The organism is Amycolatopsis kentuckyensis, from assembly GCF_002155975.1.
In the GTDB taxonomy this organism is placed as follows: Bacteria; Actinomycetota; Actinomycetes; order Mycobacteriales; family Pseudonocardiaceae; genus Amycolatopsis; species Amycolatopsis kentuckyensis.
This window is the reverse complement of the sequence record NZ_MUMI01000307.1, coordinates 1-13,743: the sequence shown is the minus strand read 5'-3', so window position 1 is coordinate 13,743 and position 13,743 is coordinate 1. Positions and strand designations below refer to the sequence as shown.

Genomic DNA, 13,743 nt, shown 5'->3' with positions numbered 1-13,743 from the left:
GACGGCCGCCCGGCACCGGACGGCACGCCCGGGCTGCTCGCCGTCCAGGGCCCCACCGGCTGCCGCTACCTCGGCGACCCGCGCCAGGCCGACTACGTCCGCGACGGCTGGAACATCACCGGCGACACCTACGTCCGCGAGCCCGACGGCTACTTCCGGTTCGTGGCGCGCAGCGACGACATGATCGTCTCTTCCGGTTACAACATCGCGGCCCCGGAGGTCGAAGAGGTGCTCCTGACGCACCCGGACGTCGAGGAGTGCGCGGTCGTCGGCACACCCGATCCGGACCGGGGCGCGGTCGTGACCGCCTTCGTCGTGCTCCGGCCCGGCGCCGCCCCGGGCCCGGACCTCGTGCACGCCCTGCAGGAGCACGCCAAAGCCGTTGCCGCGCCGTACAAGTACCCGCGCCGGGTGCGCTTCCTCGACGCACTGCCGCGCAATGCCAGCGGCAAGCTGCAGCGGTACCTGCTGCGCGAGCGCTGACGGGGGTGACGGGCCCGCTGCCGAGGTGGGGTGGCGGTGGGCCCGCCACGTCTGAGGGAGGACATGACCCGAGCCTAGCCGAGGATTCGAACACATGTTCAGGGCCATTCAGGTGGATTCCGACTACGAAAAGTCACCCCGAAGCCGCCCTTCTCCCCTGCAGCAACACTTCCGAGTGACAAACAGTCCTCAGTGGACACTGCGCGACCACGGCAAACGAGCCACCGCCCCCGCGCGCGACGTCGTCACCCGCGCCGCCGGAGCCGCCACGCCGGAACGCCCGCTTCCCCGTCGCCGCCGGTAAAACTCCTCACACCGCCCTGACCTGCACCGAGGACCATCACCCTGGCGCGCCGCCGAGGCGGTGACAGCCCCGGAGACGCGACCCCATAAAGTCTTCGCGCAGCCATCGGAGGTGACCACCCGCGTGCCCGACGTCGACTACTACGAGGTGCTCGGCCTCCGTCGCGACGCCACGGCGGCCGACGTCAAGACGGCCTACCGCCGGCTGGCCAAGACCATGCACCCGGACGGCGGCGGCACGGTCGGCACCTTCCGCCTGCTGCGCGAGGCCTACGACGTCCTGAGCGACCCGGTCGCCCGCGCGCGCTACGACTCCGGCGGCGCGACCGTGGTGCCGGTGCCGGTCCGGCCGCGGCCCCGGCGCCGCTTCGGCGACGAGCCCGGCTTCGTCCCCGACCTGCCCGAGCTGGACGCCGAGGACCTGAGCTGGTGGCACTTCGCCGGGGAGGACACCCGGATGCGGCACGGCCGCCGCCGCGGGCCCGGGCACACGCCGGTGGTCGTCGCGGTCGCCGGGATGGTGCTCGTGCTGCTGCCGCTGGTCACCGGCGTCGGGTTCAGCACGCCGGTGCTCATCGTGTGGCTGCTGCTCACGGCCGGCACGGCGCTGCTGGTCCAGCGGCTGGCGCGCGGGTACCTGCGGGCCGCGAAGGCGCGCGAGGCGTACGCCGAGGAGTTCGGCGGCCGCACGGTGTTCGGCGCGCCCGGCACCGAGCGCGACGAGCTGGCCGAGCGGCTCACCGCCGACCTCCTCGAGGGTTACCTGACCCGGCTGCCGGGCGCCCGCATCTTCCACGGGCTCGCCTGGCCGGGCTCGGTGTTCGCCGACGTCGACCACGCGGTGCTGTGCGGCAAGCGGCTGGTGCTCATCGAGTCGAAGCTGTGGCTCCCGGGCCACTACGAGACGGCCGAGGACGGCAGGCTGCTGCGCAACGGCCGCCCGTTCCGCGGCGGCGGCAGCCGGCTGGCGGAGAGCCTGGCGGCGTACCGCGGCCTGCTGCCGGGCGTGGCGCTGCGGGGCGTGATGATCGTGTACCCGAGCCGCAGCGGCGACCTGACGACGGCGGACCCGGGTGAACTGGCGGTCGCCCCGATGACCCCGGACGAGTTCCTGCACGAGATCGGCGAATGGCTGGCCGCGGATCCGTCCACAGTGGACCACGAGACGCTGCGGAGGCTGCGCGACCAGGTGGTCGGCGGCGGCCGGGCGGCGTGAGTCCCGCCGCCACCCTCGGCACCGTCCTCCTGGCCTACCTGCCGGCCGCGATGAGCCCCGGCCCCAACTTCGTCCTCATCGCCCACACCGCCGCCACCGGGACCCGGCGGGCCGCCGTCGCCATCGCGCTCGGCGTGGTCGCCGCGGGCGGGCTGCTCGCCGCGGTCGCGGTCTTCGGGCTGGGCAGCGTCCTCGCCCGTACGCCCTGGCTGGCGACGGCGTTGCGCGTCGCGTGCGGTGGGTACCTGGCGTGGCTGGGGGTGCGGCTGTGGTGGCGGGCCCGCGCGCCGAGCGCTCCCGCGGAGCCGGCGACCGGTCGCGGCAACGCCTTCGGCCGCGGCGTCCTCAGCAACCTGTCCAACCCGAAGGCCGCCGCGTTCTTCGGCAGCGTCCTCACCGCCACCCTGCCGCCCACCGAACCCACCGCCGTCAAAGCCGCCGCCGTCGCGCTGATCGTCGTCACCTCGGCCGGCTGGCACCTGAGCGTCGCCCTGCTCTTCTCCTCCCCCGCCACCCAACGCTGGTACGCGCACGCCGAACCGGCCCTCAACCGCGTCGTGGGCACGGTTCTCGTCATCCTCGGCTGCACCCTCGCCACAACGCCGTGAAGGCCTCCCCGCGCGAGCGAGGAGGCCTTCACGAACTGACCGGGAACTACCGGGTCCCACCCGAAGCGCGCTGCTTCTGCGCGTGCGCGGAGCGGGTGCAGACCTCGCCGACGTCGACCGTCTGGCCGCGGTCGGCGTAGACGTCCGCCACGCCGACGAGCTTGCCGTTCGGCGACGAGCAGGTCAGCTGGTAGGCCTCCTTCGTCCCGTACGTCGGCGGGATCGGCGACGAGAACGAGACGTCGCCGGTCCAGTCGTCGACCGCGTTCGGGTCGGCCTGGTCGTAGTTGACCACCACGGCCTTGTAGTCACCCGCCGGCGGGTCGAACAGCACGGCGTGCTCGGACGTCGTGCCGCCGTTCGCCGACGAGCTGACCAGGTTGCCCGCCGAGTCGTAGACGTACAGGTCCCAGTCGGTCGCGGTGTTCGCCCAGTTGATGTTGACGCTGAACTTCCCGTTGTCGACCTTCGGCAGGCCGTCGACGTGGAAGGTGAACGAGTCACCCGCCGGGTCGGCCGGGTAGTTCTGGTTGATCGGCGGCACGCCCGCCGGGTTGGCGACCGCGAAGCCCTGCTGCGCCGGGCCCTGCGGGGTGCGCCCGTACCGGCCGGCCACGTATGGCCGCGTCGACGGGTTGACCGACCACGCGAAGCGCCCGCCGGTGGCGGTGAACTTCGAGTTCAGGTCGTCGGTGATGTAGATCGGCGGCTTGGTGGAGCCGTCGGGCTGGATCACCGGCGACGTCGGCGTCTGGAACGTCTTGTGCAGCTTGAGCTGGTAACCCTTGGGCGCCGAACCGATCAGCGTCGAGTGCTGCTGCGGGTCGGCCGCGTTGCCCAGCATGTCCAGGAACGCCTGCCGGTTGCCGCCCTTGCCGGCGCCGGCCGCGGGGGCCAGGCCCTCGTACTCGGCCACGACGCTGTCGGCGTAGGGCCCGTGGAAGCCGTTGCCGCCGACCTCGATGGTGAAGCCCCAGCCGCCGGTGGCCCAGTACGACCAGTCCTCGGTGGTGCCGGTCGTGTCGTAGAGCGCCCAGCTCGGCTCGCTCGTGTAGCCGTTGCGCGAGGCCAGCTTGTCGCCGAGGGCCTTGTACTGCGGCTCCTCCAGCGGCGGGCGGACGTCCGCCACGCCCGGCGGGCGCAGCACCAGCGCGGCGACGGTGTGCATCGTGATCAGGTTGGTCACCTGGCGCGAGGACACGATCGAGCGCACGTTGCGCACCTCGGGCTCGCTGAACGGCGCGGACCCGCGGAAGGTGTCGCCGCTCCAGGTCAGCTCGGCGCCGTTGCCGCCCCAGAAGCCGCCGTAGTTGCGGTTCGGGTCGGTGCCGCGGACGCGGCCGCCCGGGTTCGCCTTGCAGACGCCGGTCGCGAACTGCGGCGGCGAGTCGTTGACGTTGCAGTTCTTGCGCTTCATTTCGTAGTCGAAGCGGCAATCCTCTGACCTGGGGATCCTACAGATCTGTAAGCTCTGAGCAGGGAAAATAACCAGTGAAGACGGGTGACTGACGAGTGGGCGAGGTGACCCTGATCCTTACCCGATCCTTACCGCTGGAGATCAACTAGCCGCCGGCTGGACGAGCCTGGCACGAGCTGGCGCGAGGCTACGGGGTGGCCCGATAACTCCGGGACGAACAACCGGCCAGTTAAAACAACAGAATGGGCGCGACTGACTATCACAGGTCGATAAACTCGGCATTGTCACGAGCGTTGTGCAATCTTGACACTGGATTGCATGGACACTCAGGCGGCGACGAAGACGTGCACGAAGTGTGGCGAGACGAAGGCGTTAGGCCAGTTTCACCGACATGCGAAGTCGCCGGGCGGATTCAAGCCATCATGCAAGGCGTGCCGTCTAGCCTACGAAGCCGCCCGAAGGAAGGAGCGCGGCGCGGAGATAAACAGCAGAAGGAGGGTGAGATACGCGGATGACCCCGCCCGGGTCAAGAAGCTGAACCGCCAGTACTACGCGCGTAACCGCGGGAAGGTCTGCGAGCGAGAGCGGCAGCGAAGACTTGAAAATCCCGAGAAGATAAGGTCTCAGAAGGCTGAATACTTCCAGGAGAATAAGGAGGTTATTTGCCAAAAGAATGCAGAATGGAGGAGGGCGAACCCCGATAAAGTCAATACCTATTCTCGCACATGGAAGAAGCGAAATCCCGAAAAGGTAAAGGACTCAGCTCGACGATTGTATCAATCCGATCCACAACGTCATGCCAAAAGGCTCGCCGAGTGGCGCTTGAAAAACACCGACAAGGTCGCCGCCCAACGAGCCAGACAGAACGAAAGAAGGCGAAACGACCCAGGGTGGGCCAAGGCCAATCGGCAGCGAACCCAGAGACGCAGGTCGTTAAGAGCGGCCGCCACCGTCAAGCCCTTCACCGCCGCCGACCTGGCTGCCTCCTACGAAGCTCGCGGACTTGCCACCTGCGTCTACTGCGGCGGTCCGCATGACCACGACGACCACATAATCCCGCTGGCCCGTGGCGGCTACCACGCCACTTGGAACCTGGTGCCCGCCTGCGCAGCCTGCAACTGCAGCAAGGGCGCGAAAGACGTTCTTGCGTGGCTCGGCGACCGCGAGGTACCGCCTGCCGTCAGCGCCGCACTCAGCGCCCACGAAGACCACCAGAAGGAGATCGCATGACGACGAACCTCGAATACTTCCGCGTGACGTCCTGGCTACTACAAGTGAGCCTCGCGACGGGGCTGTCCGCCCCGGTCATCCTGGCGCTACTGATCGCCGCCAATCGCGGCTTCCCGGTAAGGCGGCAGTCATGACCGCGCGCGCGAAAGCCCCGGCCGCTCAGCTCCGCGCCGGCCTGAAGGAGTTCTCCGGCTGGCTGGTCAGGGAGCGCGACTACTACGCCGCGAGGTATCGCGAGAGCGGCTTCGGCGCGGACCGTGAGGCAGCCAACGAGCTGCACTTCGTCCTGCAGATGCTCGCCTCCAAGACGCGTGACGAGTGCGGCGTCCGCGACACCCCCGGATTCCCCATCCTCCCCAGCTGAGTCGAAACGCCTTCGGGCGTCCCCGGGATCGAGACCGGGCTGACGACGACTCCAACGTCAGAATGTCACTTCATCAGGAGGATCCCCTAATGGACACGAGCGAATGCCCCAACGGCCACGTCGCCAACTCTGAGGGCAACTGCTTCGAGCCGTCCTGCCCGTACCACGTCAGCAAGCGGCACGATGGGATCGGCCGCTGATCATCGACGTCGCATGAGGGCTTGAGGATCCGGGACGCGGCCAGCTACGTTCGAACACATGAGCGAACAACTCGGCTGGCTGATCTCCGTCAAAGGTCGCGAGCGCATGGCCACCAGGCCTCAGCCCTACTACGCCCACACCGAGGCGGAGAAGGACTGGTATCTCGCCAACTCGAGGCAGCCGGAGATCTACGAAGTTACCCGCGTCCCGGATCCGCTCACGCAGGAGCAGCGCGCCGAACTTGAAGCCTGGGTGCACCGAACCCGCCGAGCCGCCGCTCCGAACACTTCGGGAGGCACTACCACATCACCCGAAAGATCGAGTTGCATCCTGCAAAAGGAGTAGGAGAATCATACCGATGAGCACCAAAACTGGCATTGCCACTGGCATACTCGCCTTGCTGACGCTCGGCTCGCTCTTCGGCCTAGCGCTCGGTGTCGCGGCCGGCAGTGTCGAGTGGATGGTGATCGCCGGGGCAACCACCCTCGCGCTCGCCGGCGCGACACTCGTCAGCTGGTGGACCCGCCACTACCGCCGCTGACGCTTCAGCTGTCGGTGAAGGTCGGCGAGATCCCAGCGCCCATGACCGCCGGCGGTCACTACGGCCGGTTCGACCTTGCCGTCTTGCCACCATCGCACCAGGGTCGCGCGGTCGACGCCGAGGGCTTGGGCGGCGACACCCGTCGGCACCAGCTTGGGCTGCATGATCGCCACGATTGCATGCGAAAGCGCGTCAATCACGACAGCTGCAACGGTCGCAGCGAACACAACGATTGCAACGTTCCGTAACCGGCAAAGCCTTCGGGAATTTCGGGTGGCAATGCCGGATGTCTTGAACATGAAGAGGCCCCCGGCGCCGGGTTGTGCGCCGGGGGCCTCTTGCCGAGCTCAACCCAGCTGCGGCGCCGGCCACGACGTCTGCACGGCGTCGACCCGGCCAGCGGAGTGACGCCGGCCATCCCGAGCTGGCACCTCGAGCGGCTCATCAACCCTCGGCAGGACAATCTCGAAGCTGTTGCCCTCGCCACCCGACGAACAGTTCAGCCTGCGGGGCGGGCAGATAGTAGTCATTCACTCCTCTTTTCCAGGTCTTCGGCGGCCGAGTCGATCAGGTCAAGACTCTCACGGGGCGTGACGGCCAGGGTGGACAGGGCGCTGAACGTTAGGCGATAGGCATTGACGTGTTGCTCGCCGTCCAAGAGGTCCGCCTTCGTCAGCGACTCGAGGTAGGCCCACGTCTTGACTTCGTCGCCGATCCGGGCATCCAAGATCATGAAGTCGGTGCCAAGAGCCGGGTGCGCACCCGCGGACGCCTTGAGTACCTGAACCGTGATCGCGCCAGACTTGCCAAGTGATGACACGCTTCGCAGCTGTCGCGCCAGGCCGCCCGGGCCGCCAACCTCCGTCTTAAGTGCAGCCTCGCCGATGATCAAGTGAAGGGTAGGTGGCTGCTGCCGCTCGAAGATGCCCTGCCTGCGCATCCGGGCCTCAACCACGCGCGGCACGTCCACCGCCGCCACAACCGGCGACGTGCTCACGACATGGCGCGCGTACTCCTCGGTTTGCACCAGGCCCGGAAACAGCTCCGCCCGGTAGAACCTCAAGTCAACAGCGTCGCGCTCAAGCCCCAGGTACTGTCGCGACCAGTCGGGGACCTTGCCGAACGAGCCGCGCTTGCGCGCCTGAGCGGCGATGTCGCGGATCCGCTCTGCGTCCTCCGCGCCGGCGTTGAACAGCTGCAGCAGCTTGTCGACCTCGTCGACCCGGAGCAGGCGTTTACCTTGCAGGATCTTCGACAGCTTCGTCGCATCCCAATCAAGATGGGCCGCGATGTCGTCACGAGACACCCCGGACGCCCTGAGCAGCGCGGCAAGCTCGCGACCAAGCACCAGGCGGTACGTCCCGGGTCCCGTGGATTCCATAGCGCGTGATCGTAGCGTCACGGTCACGTCACCCGTTTGCACCGTGCCAAGTGGCATTGCCAGTTGTATGGTCAGTAGGCACTGACAAGAGCAGACGAAGTTCGGGGACATCATGACAGTCAGAGTCAGCGCAACGGCAACCGGCGGGTACCAGTCCTGGTATGTCTCGGCCGACGACTACGTCCACGACTTCGACCCTGGCACGCTAGGTGCGACAACATACGTGCCGCGCTGCCAGGAGGACCGCATGTATCCGACGCTGCGGTTCTTCCCTGACGAGCTTCACGAGGCCTCTGCACACCAGCGTCGATGCCCGTGGTGTGCGAGTCGGGCGCGATGACGCGGCATGGGTGGCGGACGTTCACGCCCAACTCGGGAGGCGGCCCCATCCTGGGCCCGAAACAGGTCGAAGAGATCGACCTAGGTCCCCGATCGCAGGAGTCCAACCCTCCCCGAACTCCTGCGATCGGGCCTCCGCAGGGGGCTGCCGCCGAAACGCCCCGACGATAGGCGGCAGTCGGCAGCCCCGTCTCGACACCGCACATCGAGACGGGGCTGCTTCTTGTCACGGTTAGGTCACGCAGGCAACGACAGGCGAGATCCACACGACTTCACTGCAGACCACTTCCGGAGGGGACGCCATGACGCCAAGACAGTTCATCATCGCCCTCGCGGCAGCGCTGGGTGCCGTGGCCGCGATCCTGTTCATGACCCCCGTGTCGGCGACCACCACGGGCGGCAAGGACATCTCCTGCGGCTCCGTATGGTCACCGGACACTCACGACGCTATGTACGCCGAATTCGGCGAGTCTATGGACAACGCGTTCGCGCACCGATCCGACTCGGGCAACCGCTACGCCGGCTACGCGGGCGCATGCTCCGATACCCGCGACACCCGAGGCACCTGGGGCTACGTGCTCGCCGGGTTGTGCGTCATCGGCCTCATCGGTGGTGGCATGGTCGGCCGCGACTTGAGCAAGCCGCCAACCTGGGCAGAGGGCAAGCCGGAAGCCTGAAACGACAAAAGCCGCCCCCGAGAACCCGGGATTGCCGGGAACTCGGGGGCGGAGTGCTGCGCGCTGGTCGGCGGGAGGAACCGGCACGCAGCGGTATGGGGGGGCTACTGACCCTTCTGCGGGAAGCTGTAGCCAGCTTGGGCCTGCCCGTTGTTCTTCCACTCGAGCGTGACGGTACGCGTGCCTGGCTTCAAGACGAAGATCGCCCACCCGTTCTTGGTGAGCTTCCCCGCGGCCGGGCTGCTGCCCGCGCCGAACCCGGCGTAGACGCCGGAGTCGTTGCCGGCCCACACGCTGTACTCGGTGCTGCCGTTTGGGTCGCCGAAGTCGGCCGAGGTGATGACAAGCCACATGTCGTCAACGACAGAGCTGTTGCCACCCTCACTGACCTTGCCGACTTCGACCGAGAACACCTTGCGCTGCGCGGTGGCCGCCACCGGCAGGTCGCGGGGTTCGGCGAGTCTCATCAGTTCCTCCACAGTGGGAATGGGGGTGGTGTTGTTAACGAAGGCGGGAATGATCACCCGCTGCATCTGGTCGATTCGGGGGGCGCCGGGGCACGTCTTGCCGACGGCTTTCGTCCACGCGGACGGGGCGCCGAACATGGCGTGCCAGCCGATACCCGAGCCGTACGGGCTAGTGATCTGCCAGCGCGGGATCGTGGGATGGACGCTGGCGAGCCAGCTATTTAGCCGGATGATGCTGTCGACCTGCGCCGGGGTCCACGGTGTGTGTTCCGGGTCGCCGTTGTCCCACGTCTCGAAAGAGATCGCGAAATCATTCGCGTCGCGGTTGGCGTACGCCGACAGTGAGGTGTCGACGTACTGCTCGATCCGGCCGGTGCCGTCGATGTAGAAGTGGCTGTCATCGCCGACGCCGGAGAAGTACCCGTACAGCGAGGATGCCGGCGACACGGCCGTGTGGGCGATAATCGCGCGTGGGGTGATCGCATGCCGGGACTTGCTGATCGGTTTATGGACTGCGAAAGGGCACCATGCCATCAGGCCGACACCTGCTTTCCGTCACTCATTACTATTCGCCGCCTTCTCGAGCCGGTCGACGGCGTCGCGAAGCGACGAGCCGGAGTTCGGCCACATTTCATGTTTGATTTTGTCCAGGTCGGTTTGCATCAGTTCGAGACGAGCCATTACGCCTGGCCGCCCGGGAACACCCGGCCTATCCGGCTCGCCGAACCAGTCGTCGACGAAATGCGTCAGCCGGCGCACGGCCGAGAACACCGGCTTCAGGATTTTCCATGCTGCCCCGAGCGCCGTAAGCCCCCCCAGGACAATGGTAATAATCGCGAAAATGCTCACGGGCTCACCCGCGCAATGCTGAGGTGGCTGGTTTCCTCGGCGCCAGATTCGACAGCCTTAGTGGAGCCGGAAGTCTGAATCGCGGTAATCGTGACAACGTCGCCAACCAATAGCCGCTTGCCGGTCGAGCAGGACGTGAGCACGCTCCCCTGCCCGGCAGACACGCGGCTACCGTTAACCTTGATCGACAGTTCGAGGTTTGTCGTACCGGACGCTAGGCGCAGTGCCGTTTCGATAAGGTAGAAACCGGCCTTGGCGCAAGTGAAAGTCGTGTTGTTGGTTCCACTGACGGTGATGATCGTCGGATCCAGCGACTGCGACACCGGCCACTGAACCGTCGCGGTGACGCCAGTCGTGAACGACTGTGGAGATGTGACGCCATCCGCAACCAAGCGGATGCTTCCCCAGGTCCGCAGGTCGGCGACATTCCCCGCGGCAATGGTCGACGCGGCTGCCGCAACACTGACCTGCGCCAGGCTGATTTCCCAAATCGACGTGTTTTGCGTCAATGAGGGGAGCGTCGGCGAAGCGGCCGGCGTTCCGGTCAGAACATCGTATTCGATTCGGTTATTGACGAAGTCGCATCGCGCAACAACGCGATCCAGGCGGGCCAGAGTGGCGTGAGCCGCAGCGATCGGCTGCGTCTTCTGCGTCGCCAGCTGCCCCCAGTGACCCTCGATCCAGCATTCACCAGTGGGAATAAACACCTGCATGCCGGTTGAGTTGGCGAAGACCGCCATTTCGTTCGCCACGCCGGCGACAACGCCGGTCATCACGCCACGGCGCATCATGGAGCGCCAGGTGTCTTCCGTGACGTTGGAACCCGGCCCGGAGTCGAATGGCGCGTAAGAGTCGAAGGCTGTCGCCATTCGCTAAGACCTTTCGAGATTGTTGATCCGGCTAGCAGCCTGCTTGTAGGCCCGAACCAAGCGCGAAATGTTGCCGCGAGACGGGGTGCCGAGTGTCGGCGTAACCTTCTGCGGACCACCGGGCGTCAAAGAAACACGAATTTCACGAACGACATCGACGACCTGTGTCGACTCCGAATACGGCGTGAATACCGGGTTGTCGAGCTGGACCGCGACAGTGTCCCCGACGTCATAGTGGTCTGGCCAGCGCATATCATCGCTTTCGATCGGCGTGACCGTCAGCGACACCTGCTCGGAATTCTGCGCCAGAGCGTCGGCGCCTTCCTGGTTGATCACTGTGTCCGTCGACGTCGAATCGGCGTTGACCAGAGGGCCTTCGATGCGTTCCCACGTGGCGATCGCCTCGGCGTCTGAGAATTCCTTGATGATCCGCGACGTTCCGGTGCCGCTGGCACCGACGAACACATAGTTCGCTTTGGGCCGACTGCGCGTGAACTCGAAAGACTCGAGGTTCTTCAACGGCACCGACATCTTCACTGTGGCCGAGCGGTCAACGCCCTGGTACACCTGGAACTCGAGACCGGCGGACACCTGGGCAACCCGGAAGCCGACGCCGCCAGCGGTAGCCAGCGGTTGCAGGAAGGTCAACAGGTTGGAGTCCCAGCGACCTTCGCCGCGGACGGTAGCCCCGACAATCGGGTCAGTTCCAAGCGCCAGGCCGACCTTGCGGCGTGGCGCGATCGCCGACGGGCCGAGGTTGACGCCGACGTACGACATCAGGACCGTGGAGGCCGTGCCGCTGAGCACGCTGGACGCCTGGAGGGTGTACGGCGGCGCCGCTTCGGCTGGCGACGGATGCACCAGCCGGTCGAGCAGCCAGATCTCATCCGAGGCGCCCTGGATCTGGAGGTCGTTCGCCGCCATGTCGCGGGTATGGCGAACTTCCGTCCAGATGCCGGAGAACACCCGCTGCCCGCGCCGGTAGACTTCGATGCCCCAGTCCGGGTTGCTGAGCAGGACCGCCGCCGGTGATCGCCGGTCGATCTTGAGCGTCCACGAGCCGACGTCGTTGTAGGATTTCGTGAAGTCAAGACTCTCGTAGTCGTCGATCCGAGCTTGTCGCTGGAAGTTGCTGTCTCTGATGTACAGCTGCCATTCGAAGCTCACGGCGACAGGTATTTCTGCCGGTAGTTCAGTTGCAGCGCGGAGGCGCCGGCCGTCGCGCCGGTCATCTCAAGACGTACGGCGTTCGAGCCTTCGGCCAGCGACCATAGTGACGACGTAGCAGTCAGGGCAGAGAAGATCGAAGTGCCGTCGTTCATCTTCACCGTCCCGTAGCCCGGTCGCGTGTCGACAGTGATGAACTGGCCGGCCGTCAGAGTTACGCCCGTCAAGGTCAGCAGCTCGCCGGTGGTGATGTTCCGCAGCGTGATCGAATTCCCGGGACCGTTGATCTGCCACACCGGCCACGTCTCGACATCGCCGTTGTTGCTGACCGTTGCGTCCACCGCGATCTGCGACGACGTCAGCCGGAGCGGAAAGAACGGGAAAAACGTCGGCGTAACGCCTACGGTGTAGGAAATCGAGATGTCGCTAGCGTCACGCCAATACGGCTCAAACGCTCTGAAAGTCACGTCCGCCTGCTGCATGGACGGCCCTGACACGCCTTCCTTTTCGTCCATGCCTAGGCCATCGGAGTAGTAGCAAAGAATCTCGCGGACATCGCCGAGAGGGGACGTCACGCGCAAAGTTCCCGGCCCGCGCACAGGGTTCATCGCCTTGACGAGGGCTCGCTGTGCCGTACGCAGCGAGCCCTCGTCAGACGCGGCAAGTGTCAGCTTGACCGTGAACTCTTTGATCCCGTGTCGGACTTCGCGGAGCCGCTCCCCTGGCTGCCCAGGAACGCCAGTCGACGCGAACACCGGTGGCGGCGCGAACCTGCCCGATGCATCCCAGTCGACGTCGAGCGTGGTGACCGTGCCGTCGACGGCGATCCACTGCGAGATCTCGGCGCTCACAGAACACCAACCCCGCCTTCATGCTCGATTTGACGGTTTGCATTCCGCACGGCGCCGACAACCTGTCGGCCATCCAGAAGGACTTCGCCGTCGACGTGAACCGGCCGCTTCGCCAGGTCGGCGATCGCCGACCTCACGGCGCGCAGCTCAGACAACAACGCATCCTCGGCGGCCGCGGTGCGGACGTTCTCCGGTTTCCCAGTGCCGTTGTAGACGGACGTCCAGCCCGGCTCGAGCTGTCCGCCGTTGTCGTAACTACCGAACCGGCGGACCAAACCGCCCGCCGCGTAGCCCTTCGGCGGCAGATTCGGGTTCGCCTGCTGAACATTCGAGATGTCGCCGTAGCGGCGCCGGATGTAGTTAATCGACGCGGCGATGTTCGCCACTGGGTCGAACATGTTGTTCGGCAGGCTCGGGTTGCGGTTCGCCGCGAACGTCGGGCCGATCGTCTGGGTCAAACCGCCCGACGGCGTACCGCGCTTGGCGTTGATGTCCCACCGGTTCACCGAGTTGGCGTTCCATCCGGACTCACGCTGGATCAGCACGTTCATGCCGGCTTCCCAGCGCGGCCAGTCGGCCTGCGGGATGCCATCCGCAGCAAGCGCGGCGTCGATCAACGCCAGGTGCTGGCCGGTCGGGATGAACGAAGCACCGGCGCCGCCCGGAAGGGCGAACACCGGCGGGGTGTACTTCGGCAGCTGCGGCGGGTGCGGCAGACCCATCACCGTCTGGGCGTTGACCGTCGACAGATACGCCGCGCCGGCGCCGGCGCCGAGGGCG

At 66.5% G+C, this 13,743-nt stretch carries 17 protein-coding genes and 1 pseudogene; 9 read left to right on the top strand and 9 right to left on the bottom strand.

Annotated features, from left to right (window positions below):
• The 3 genes from CCN39_RS27640 to CCN39_RS27630 all read left to right on the top strand — a co-directional run.
• A partial coding sequence (locus tag CCN39_RS27640) for an AMP-binding enzyme (RefSeq protein ID WP_143264171.1) occupies positions 1-483 on the top strand: 483 nt, incomplete at its 5' end.
• 427 nt (positions 484-910) lie between these two features.
• Entirely contained in the window at positions 911-2,002 is a 1,092-nt protein-coding gene (locus CCN39_RS27635) for a J domain-containing protein (RefSeq protein ID WP_086846750.1), read from the top strand.
• Positions 1,999-2,610, top strand: a complete 612-nt coding sequence (locus tag CCN39_RS27630) for a LysE family transporter (RefSeq protein ID WP_086846748.1) — start codon at positions 1,999-2,001, stop codon at positions 2,608-2,610. Before CCN39_RS27635 ends, CCN39_RS27630 begins: the two co-directional genes overlap by 4 nt.
• A 46-nt stretch (positions 2,611-2,656) precedes the next feature.
• On the opposite strand, the pseudogene CCN39_RS27625 reads toward CCN39_RS27630, so the two are convergent.
• Positions 2,657-4,045: pseudogene (locus tag CCN39_RS27625) on the bottom strand (M14 family zinc carboxypeptidase); the annotation flags it as partial.
• 300 nt (positions 4,046-4,345) lie between these two features.
• Here CCN39_RS27625 and CCN39_RS27620 point away from each other — a divergent pair.
• The 5 genes from CCN39_RS27620 (at position 4,346) to CCN39_RS27605 (ending at position 6,363) form a co-directional block, all read left to right on the top strand.
• Positions 4,346-5,257, top strand: a complete 912-nt coding sequence (locus CCN39_RS27620) for an HNH endonuclease (RefSeq protein ID WP_086846745.1) — start codon at positions 4,346-4,348, stop codon at positions 5,255-5,257.
• A complete protein-coding gene (locus tag CCN39_RS50255; RefSeq protein ID WP_158104551.1) occupies positions 5,254-5,391 on the top strand; it encodes a hypothetical protein in 138 nt (45 codons plus the stop codon). Before CCN39_RS27620 ends, CCN39_RS50255 begins: the two co-directional genes overlap by 4 nt.
• Positions 5,388-5,621 (top strand): hypothetical protein, encoded by a 234-nt coding sequence (locus CCN39_RS27615; RefSeq protein ID WP_086846743.1) that lies wholly within the window; start codon positions 5,388-5,390, stop codon positions 5,619-5,621. Before CCN39_RS50255 ends, CCN39_RS27615 begins: the two co-directional genes overlap by 4 nt.
• A 258-nt stretch (positions 5,622-5,879) precedes the next feature.
• Positions 5,880-6,167 carry a hypothetical protein gene (locus tag CCN39_RS27610; RefSeq protein ID WP_086846742.1) on the top strand — a complete coding sequence of 96 codons (288 nt, stop codon included), beginning with the start codon at positions 5,880-5,882 and terminating at the stop codon, positions 6,165-6,167.
• Positions 6,168-6,180: 13 nt separating this feature from the next.
• Positions 6,181-6,363, top strand: coding sequence for a hypothetical protein (locus CCN39_RS27605; protein WP_086846740.1), 183 nt, complete (start codon positions 6,181-6,183; stop codon positions 6,361-6,363).
• Here CCN39_RS27605 and CCN39_RS51945 read toward each other — a convergent pair.
• Both CCN39_RS51945 and CCN39_RS27595 read right to left on the bottom strand, forming a co-directional pair.
• On the bottom strand, positions 6,351-6,662 hold the full coding sequence (locus CCN39_RS51945) for a MerR family transcriptional regulator (RefSeq protein WP_244211039.1): 312 nt from the start codon (positions 6,660-6,662) through the stop codon (positions 6,351-6,353). The two genes, CCN39_RS27605 and CCN39_RS51945, sit on opposite strands and share 13 nt — an antisense overlap.
• A gap of 227 nt (positions 6,663-6,889) precedes the next feature.
• Complete coding sequence (locus CCN39_RS27595) at positions 6,890-7,744, bottom strand: helix-turn-helix domain-containing protein (protein ID WP_158104550.1); 855 nt, start codon at positions 7,742-7,744, stop codon at positions 6,890-6,892.
• Between the two features lie 641 nt (positions 7,745-8,385).
• Between CCN39_RS27595 and CCN39_RS27590 the strand changes: the two genes are divergently transcribed.
• The gene (locus CCN39_RS27590) at positions 8,386-8,760 is read left to right on the top strand and encodes a hypothetical protein (protein ID WP_086846737.1); all 375 of its coding nucleotides are present in this window, start codon (positions 8,386-8,388) and stop codon (positions 8,758-8,760) included.
• 104 nt (positions 8,761-8,864) lie between these two features.
• Here the strand turns inward: CCN39_RS27590 and CCN39_RS27585 are convergent, their stop codons facing one another.
• The 6 genes from CCN39_RS27585 to CCN39_RS27560 form a co-directional block, all read right to left on the bottom strand.
• A complete protein-coding gene (locus CCN39_RS27585) occupies positions 8,865-9,761 on the bottom strand; it encodes a peptidoglycan recognition protein family protein (RefSeq protein WP_086846735.1) in 897 nt (298 codons plus the stop codon).
• Positions 9,762-9,782: 21 nt separating this feature from the next.
• On the bottom strand, positions 9,783-10,076 hold the full coding sequence (locus tag CCN39_RS51230; RefSeq protein WP_208630405.1) for a hypothetical protein: 294 nt from the start codon (positions 10,074-10,076) through the stop codon (positions 9,783-9,785).
• Entirely contained in the window at positions 10,073-10,945 is an 873-nt protein-coding gene (locus tag CCN39_RS27575; RefSeq protein WP_086846733.1) for a hypothetical protein, read from the bottom strand. The genes CCN39_RS51230 and CCN39_RS27575 overlap by 4 nt, the downstream gene beginning before the upstream one ends.
• A gap of 3 nt (positions 10,946-10,948) precedes the next feature.
• Positions 10,949-12,112 carry a Gp37-like protein gene (locus CCN39_RS27570; protein ID WP_158104549.1) on the bottom strand — a complete coding sequence of 388 codons (1,164 nt, stop codon included), beginning with the start codon at positions 12,110-12,112 and terminating at the stop codon, positions 10,949-10,951.
• A complete protein-coding gene (locus CCN39_RS27565) occupies positions 12,109-12,963 on the bottom strand; it encodes a phage distal tail protein (RefSeq protein ID WP_086846729.1) in 855 nt (284 codons plus the stop codon). The genes CCN39_RS27570 and CCN39_RS27565 overlap by 4 nt, the downstream gene beginning before the upstream one ends.
• A partial coding sequence (locus CCN39_RS27560; protein ID WP_158104548.1) for a transglycosylase SLT domain-containing protein occupies positions 12,960-13,743 on the bottom strand: 784 nt, incomplete at its 5' end. The genes CCN39_RS27565 and CCN39_RS27560, both read right to left, overlap by 4 nt.

Coding starts and splice junctions, on each gene's coding strand:
- CCN39_RS27605 (WP_086846740.1), top strand. CDS start 6,181: ATGAGCACCAAAACTGGCATTGCCACTGGCATACTCGCCTTGCTGACG.
- CCN39_RS27610 (WP_086846742.1), top strand. CDS start 5,880: ATGAGCGAACAACTCGGCTGGCTGATCTCCGTCAAAGGTCGCGAGCGC.
- CCN39_RS50255 (WP_158104551.1), top strand. CDS start 5,254: ATGACGACGAACCTCGAATACTTCCGCGTGACGTCCTGGCTACTACAA.
- CCN39_RS51945 (WP_244211039.1), bottom strand. CDS start 6,662: ATGTTCAAGACATCCGGCATTGCCACCCGAAATTCCCGAAGGCTTTGC.
- CCN39_RS27615 (WP_086846743.1), top strand. CDS start 5,388: ATGACCGCGCGCGCGAAAGCCCCGGCCGCTCAGCTCCGCGCCGGCCTG.
- CCN39_RS27585 (WP_086846735.1), bottom strand. CDS start 9,761: ATGGCATGGTGCCCTTTCGCAGTCCATAAACCGATCAGCAAGTCCCGG.
- CCN39_RS27595 (WP_158104550.1), bottom strand. CDS start 7,744: ATGGAATCCACGGGACCCGGGACGTACCGCCTGGTGCTTGGTCGCGAG.
- CCN39_RS27620 (WP_086846745.1), top strand. CDS start 4,346: ATGGACACTCAGGCGGCGACGAAGACGTGCACGAAGTGTGGCGAGACG.
- CCN39_RS27590 (WP_086846737.1), top strand. CDS start 8,386: ATGACGCCAAGACAGTTCATCATCGCCCTCGCGGCAGCGCTGGGTGCC.
- CCN39_RS27575 (WP_086846733.1), bottom strand. CDS start 10,945: ATGGCGACAGCCTTCGACTCTTACGCGCCATTCGACTCCGGGCCGGGT.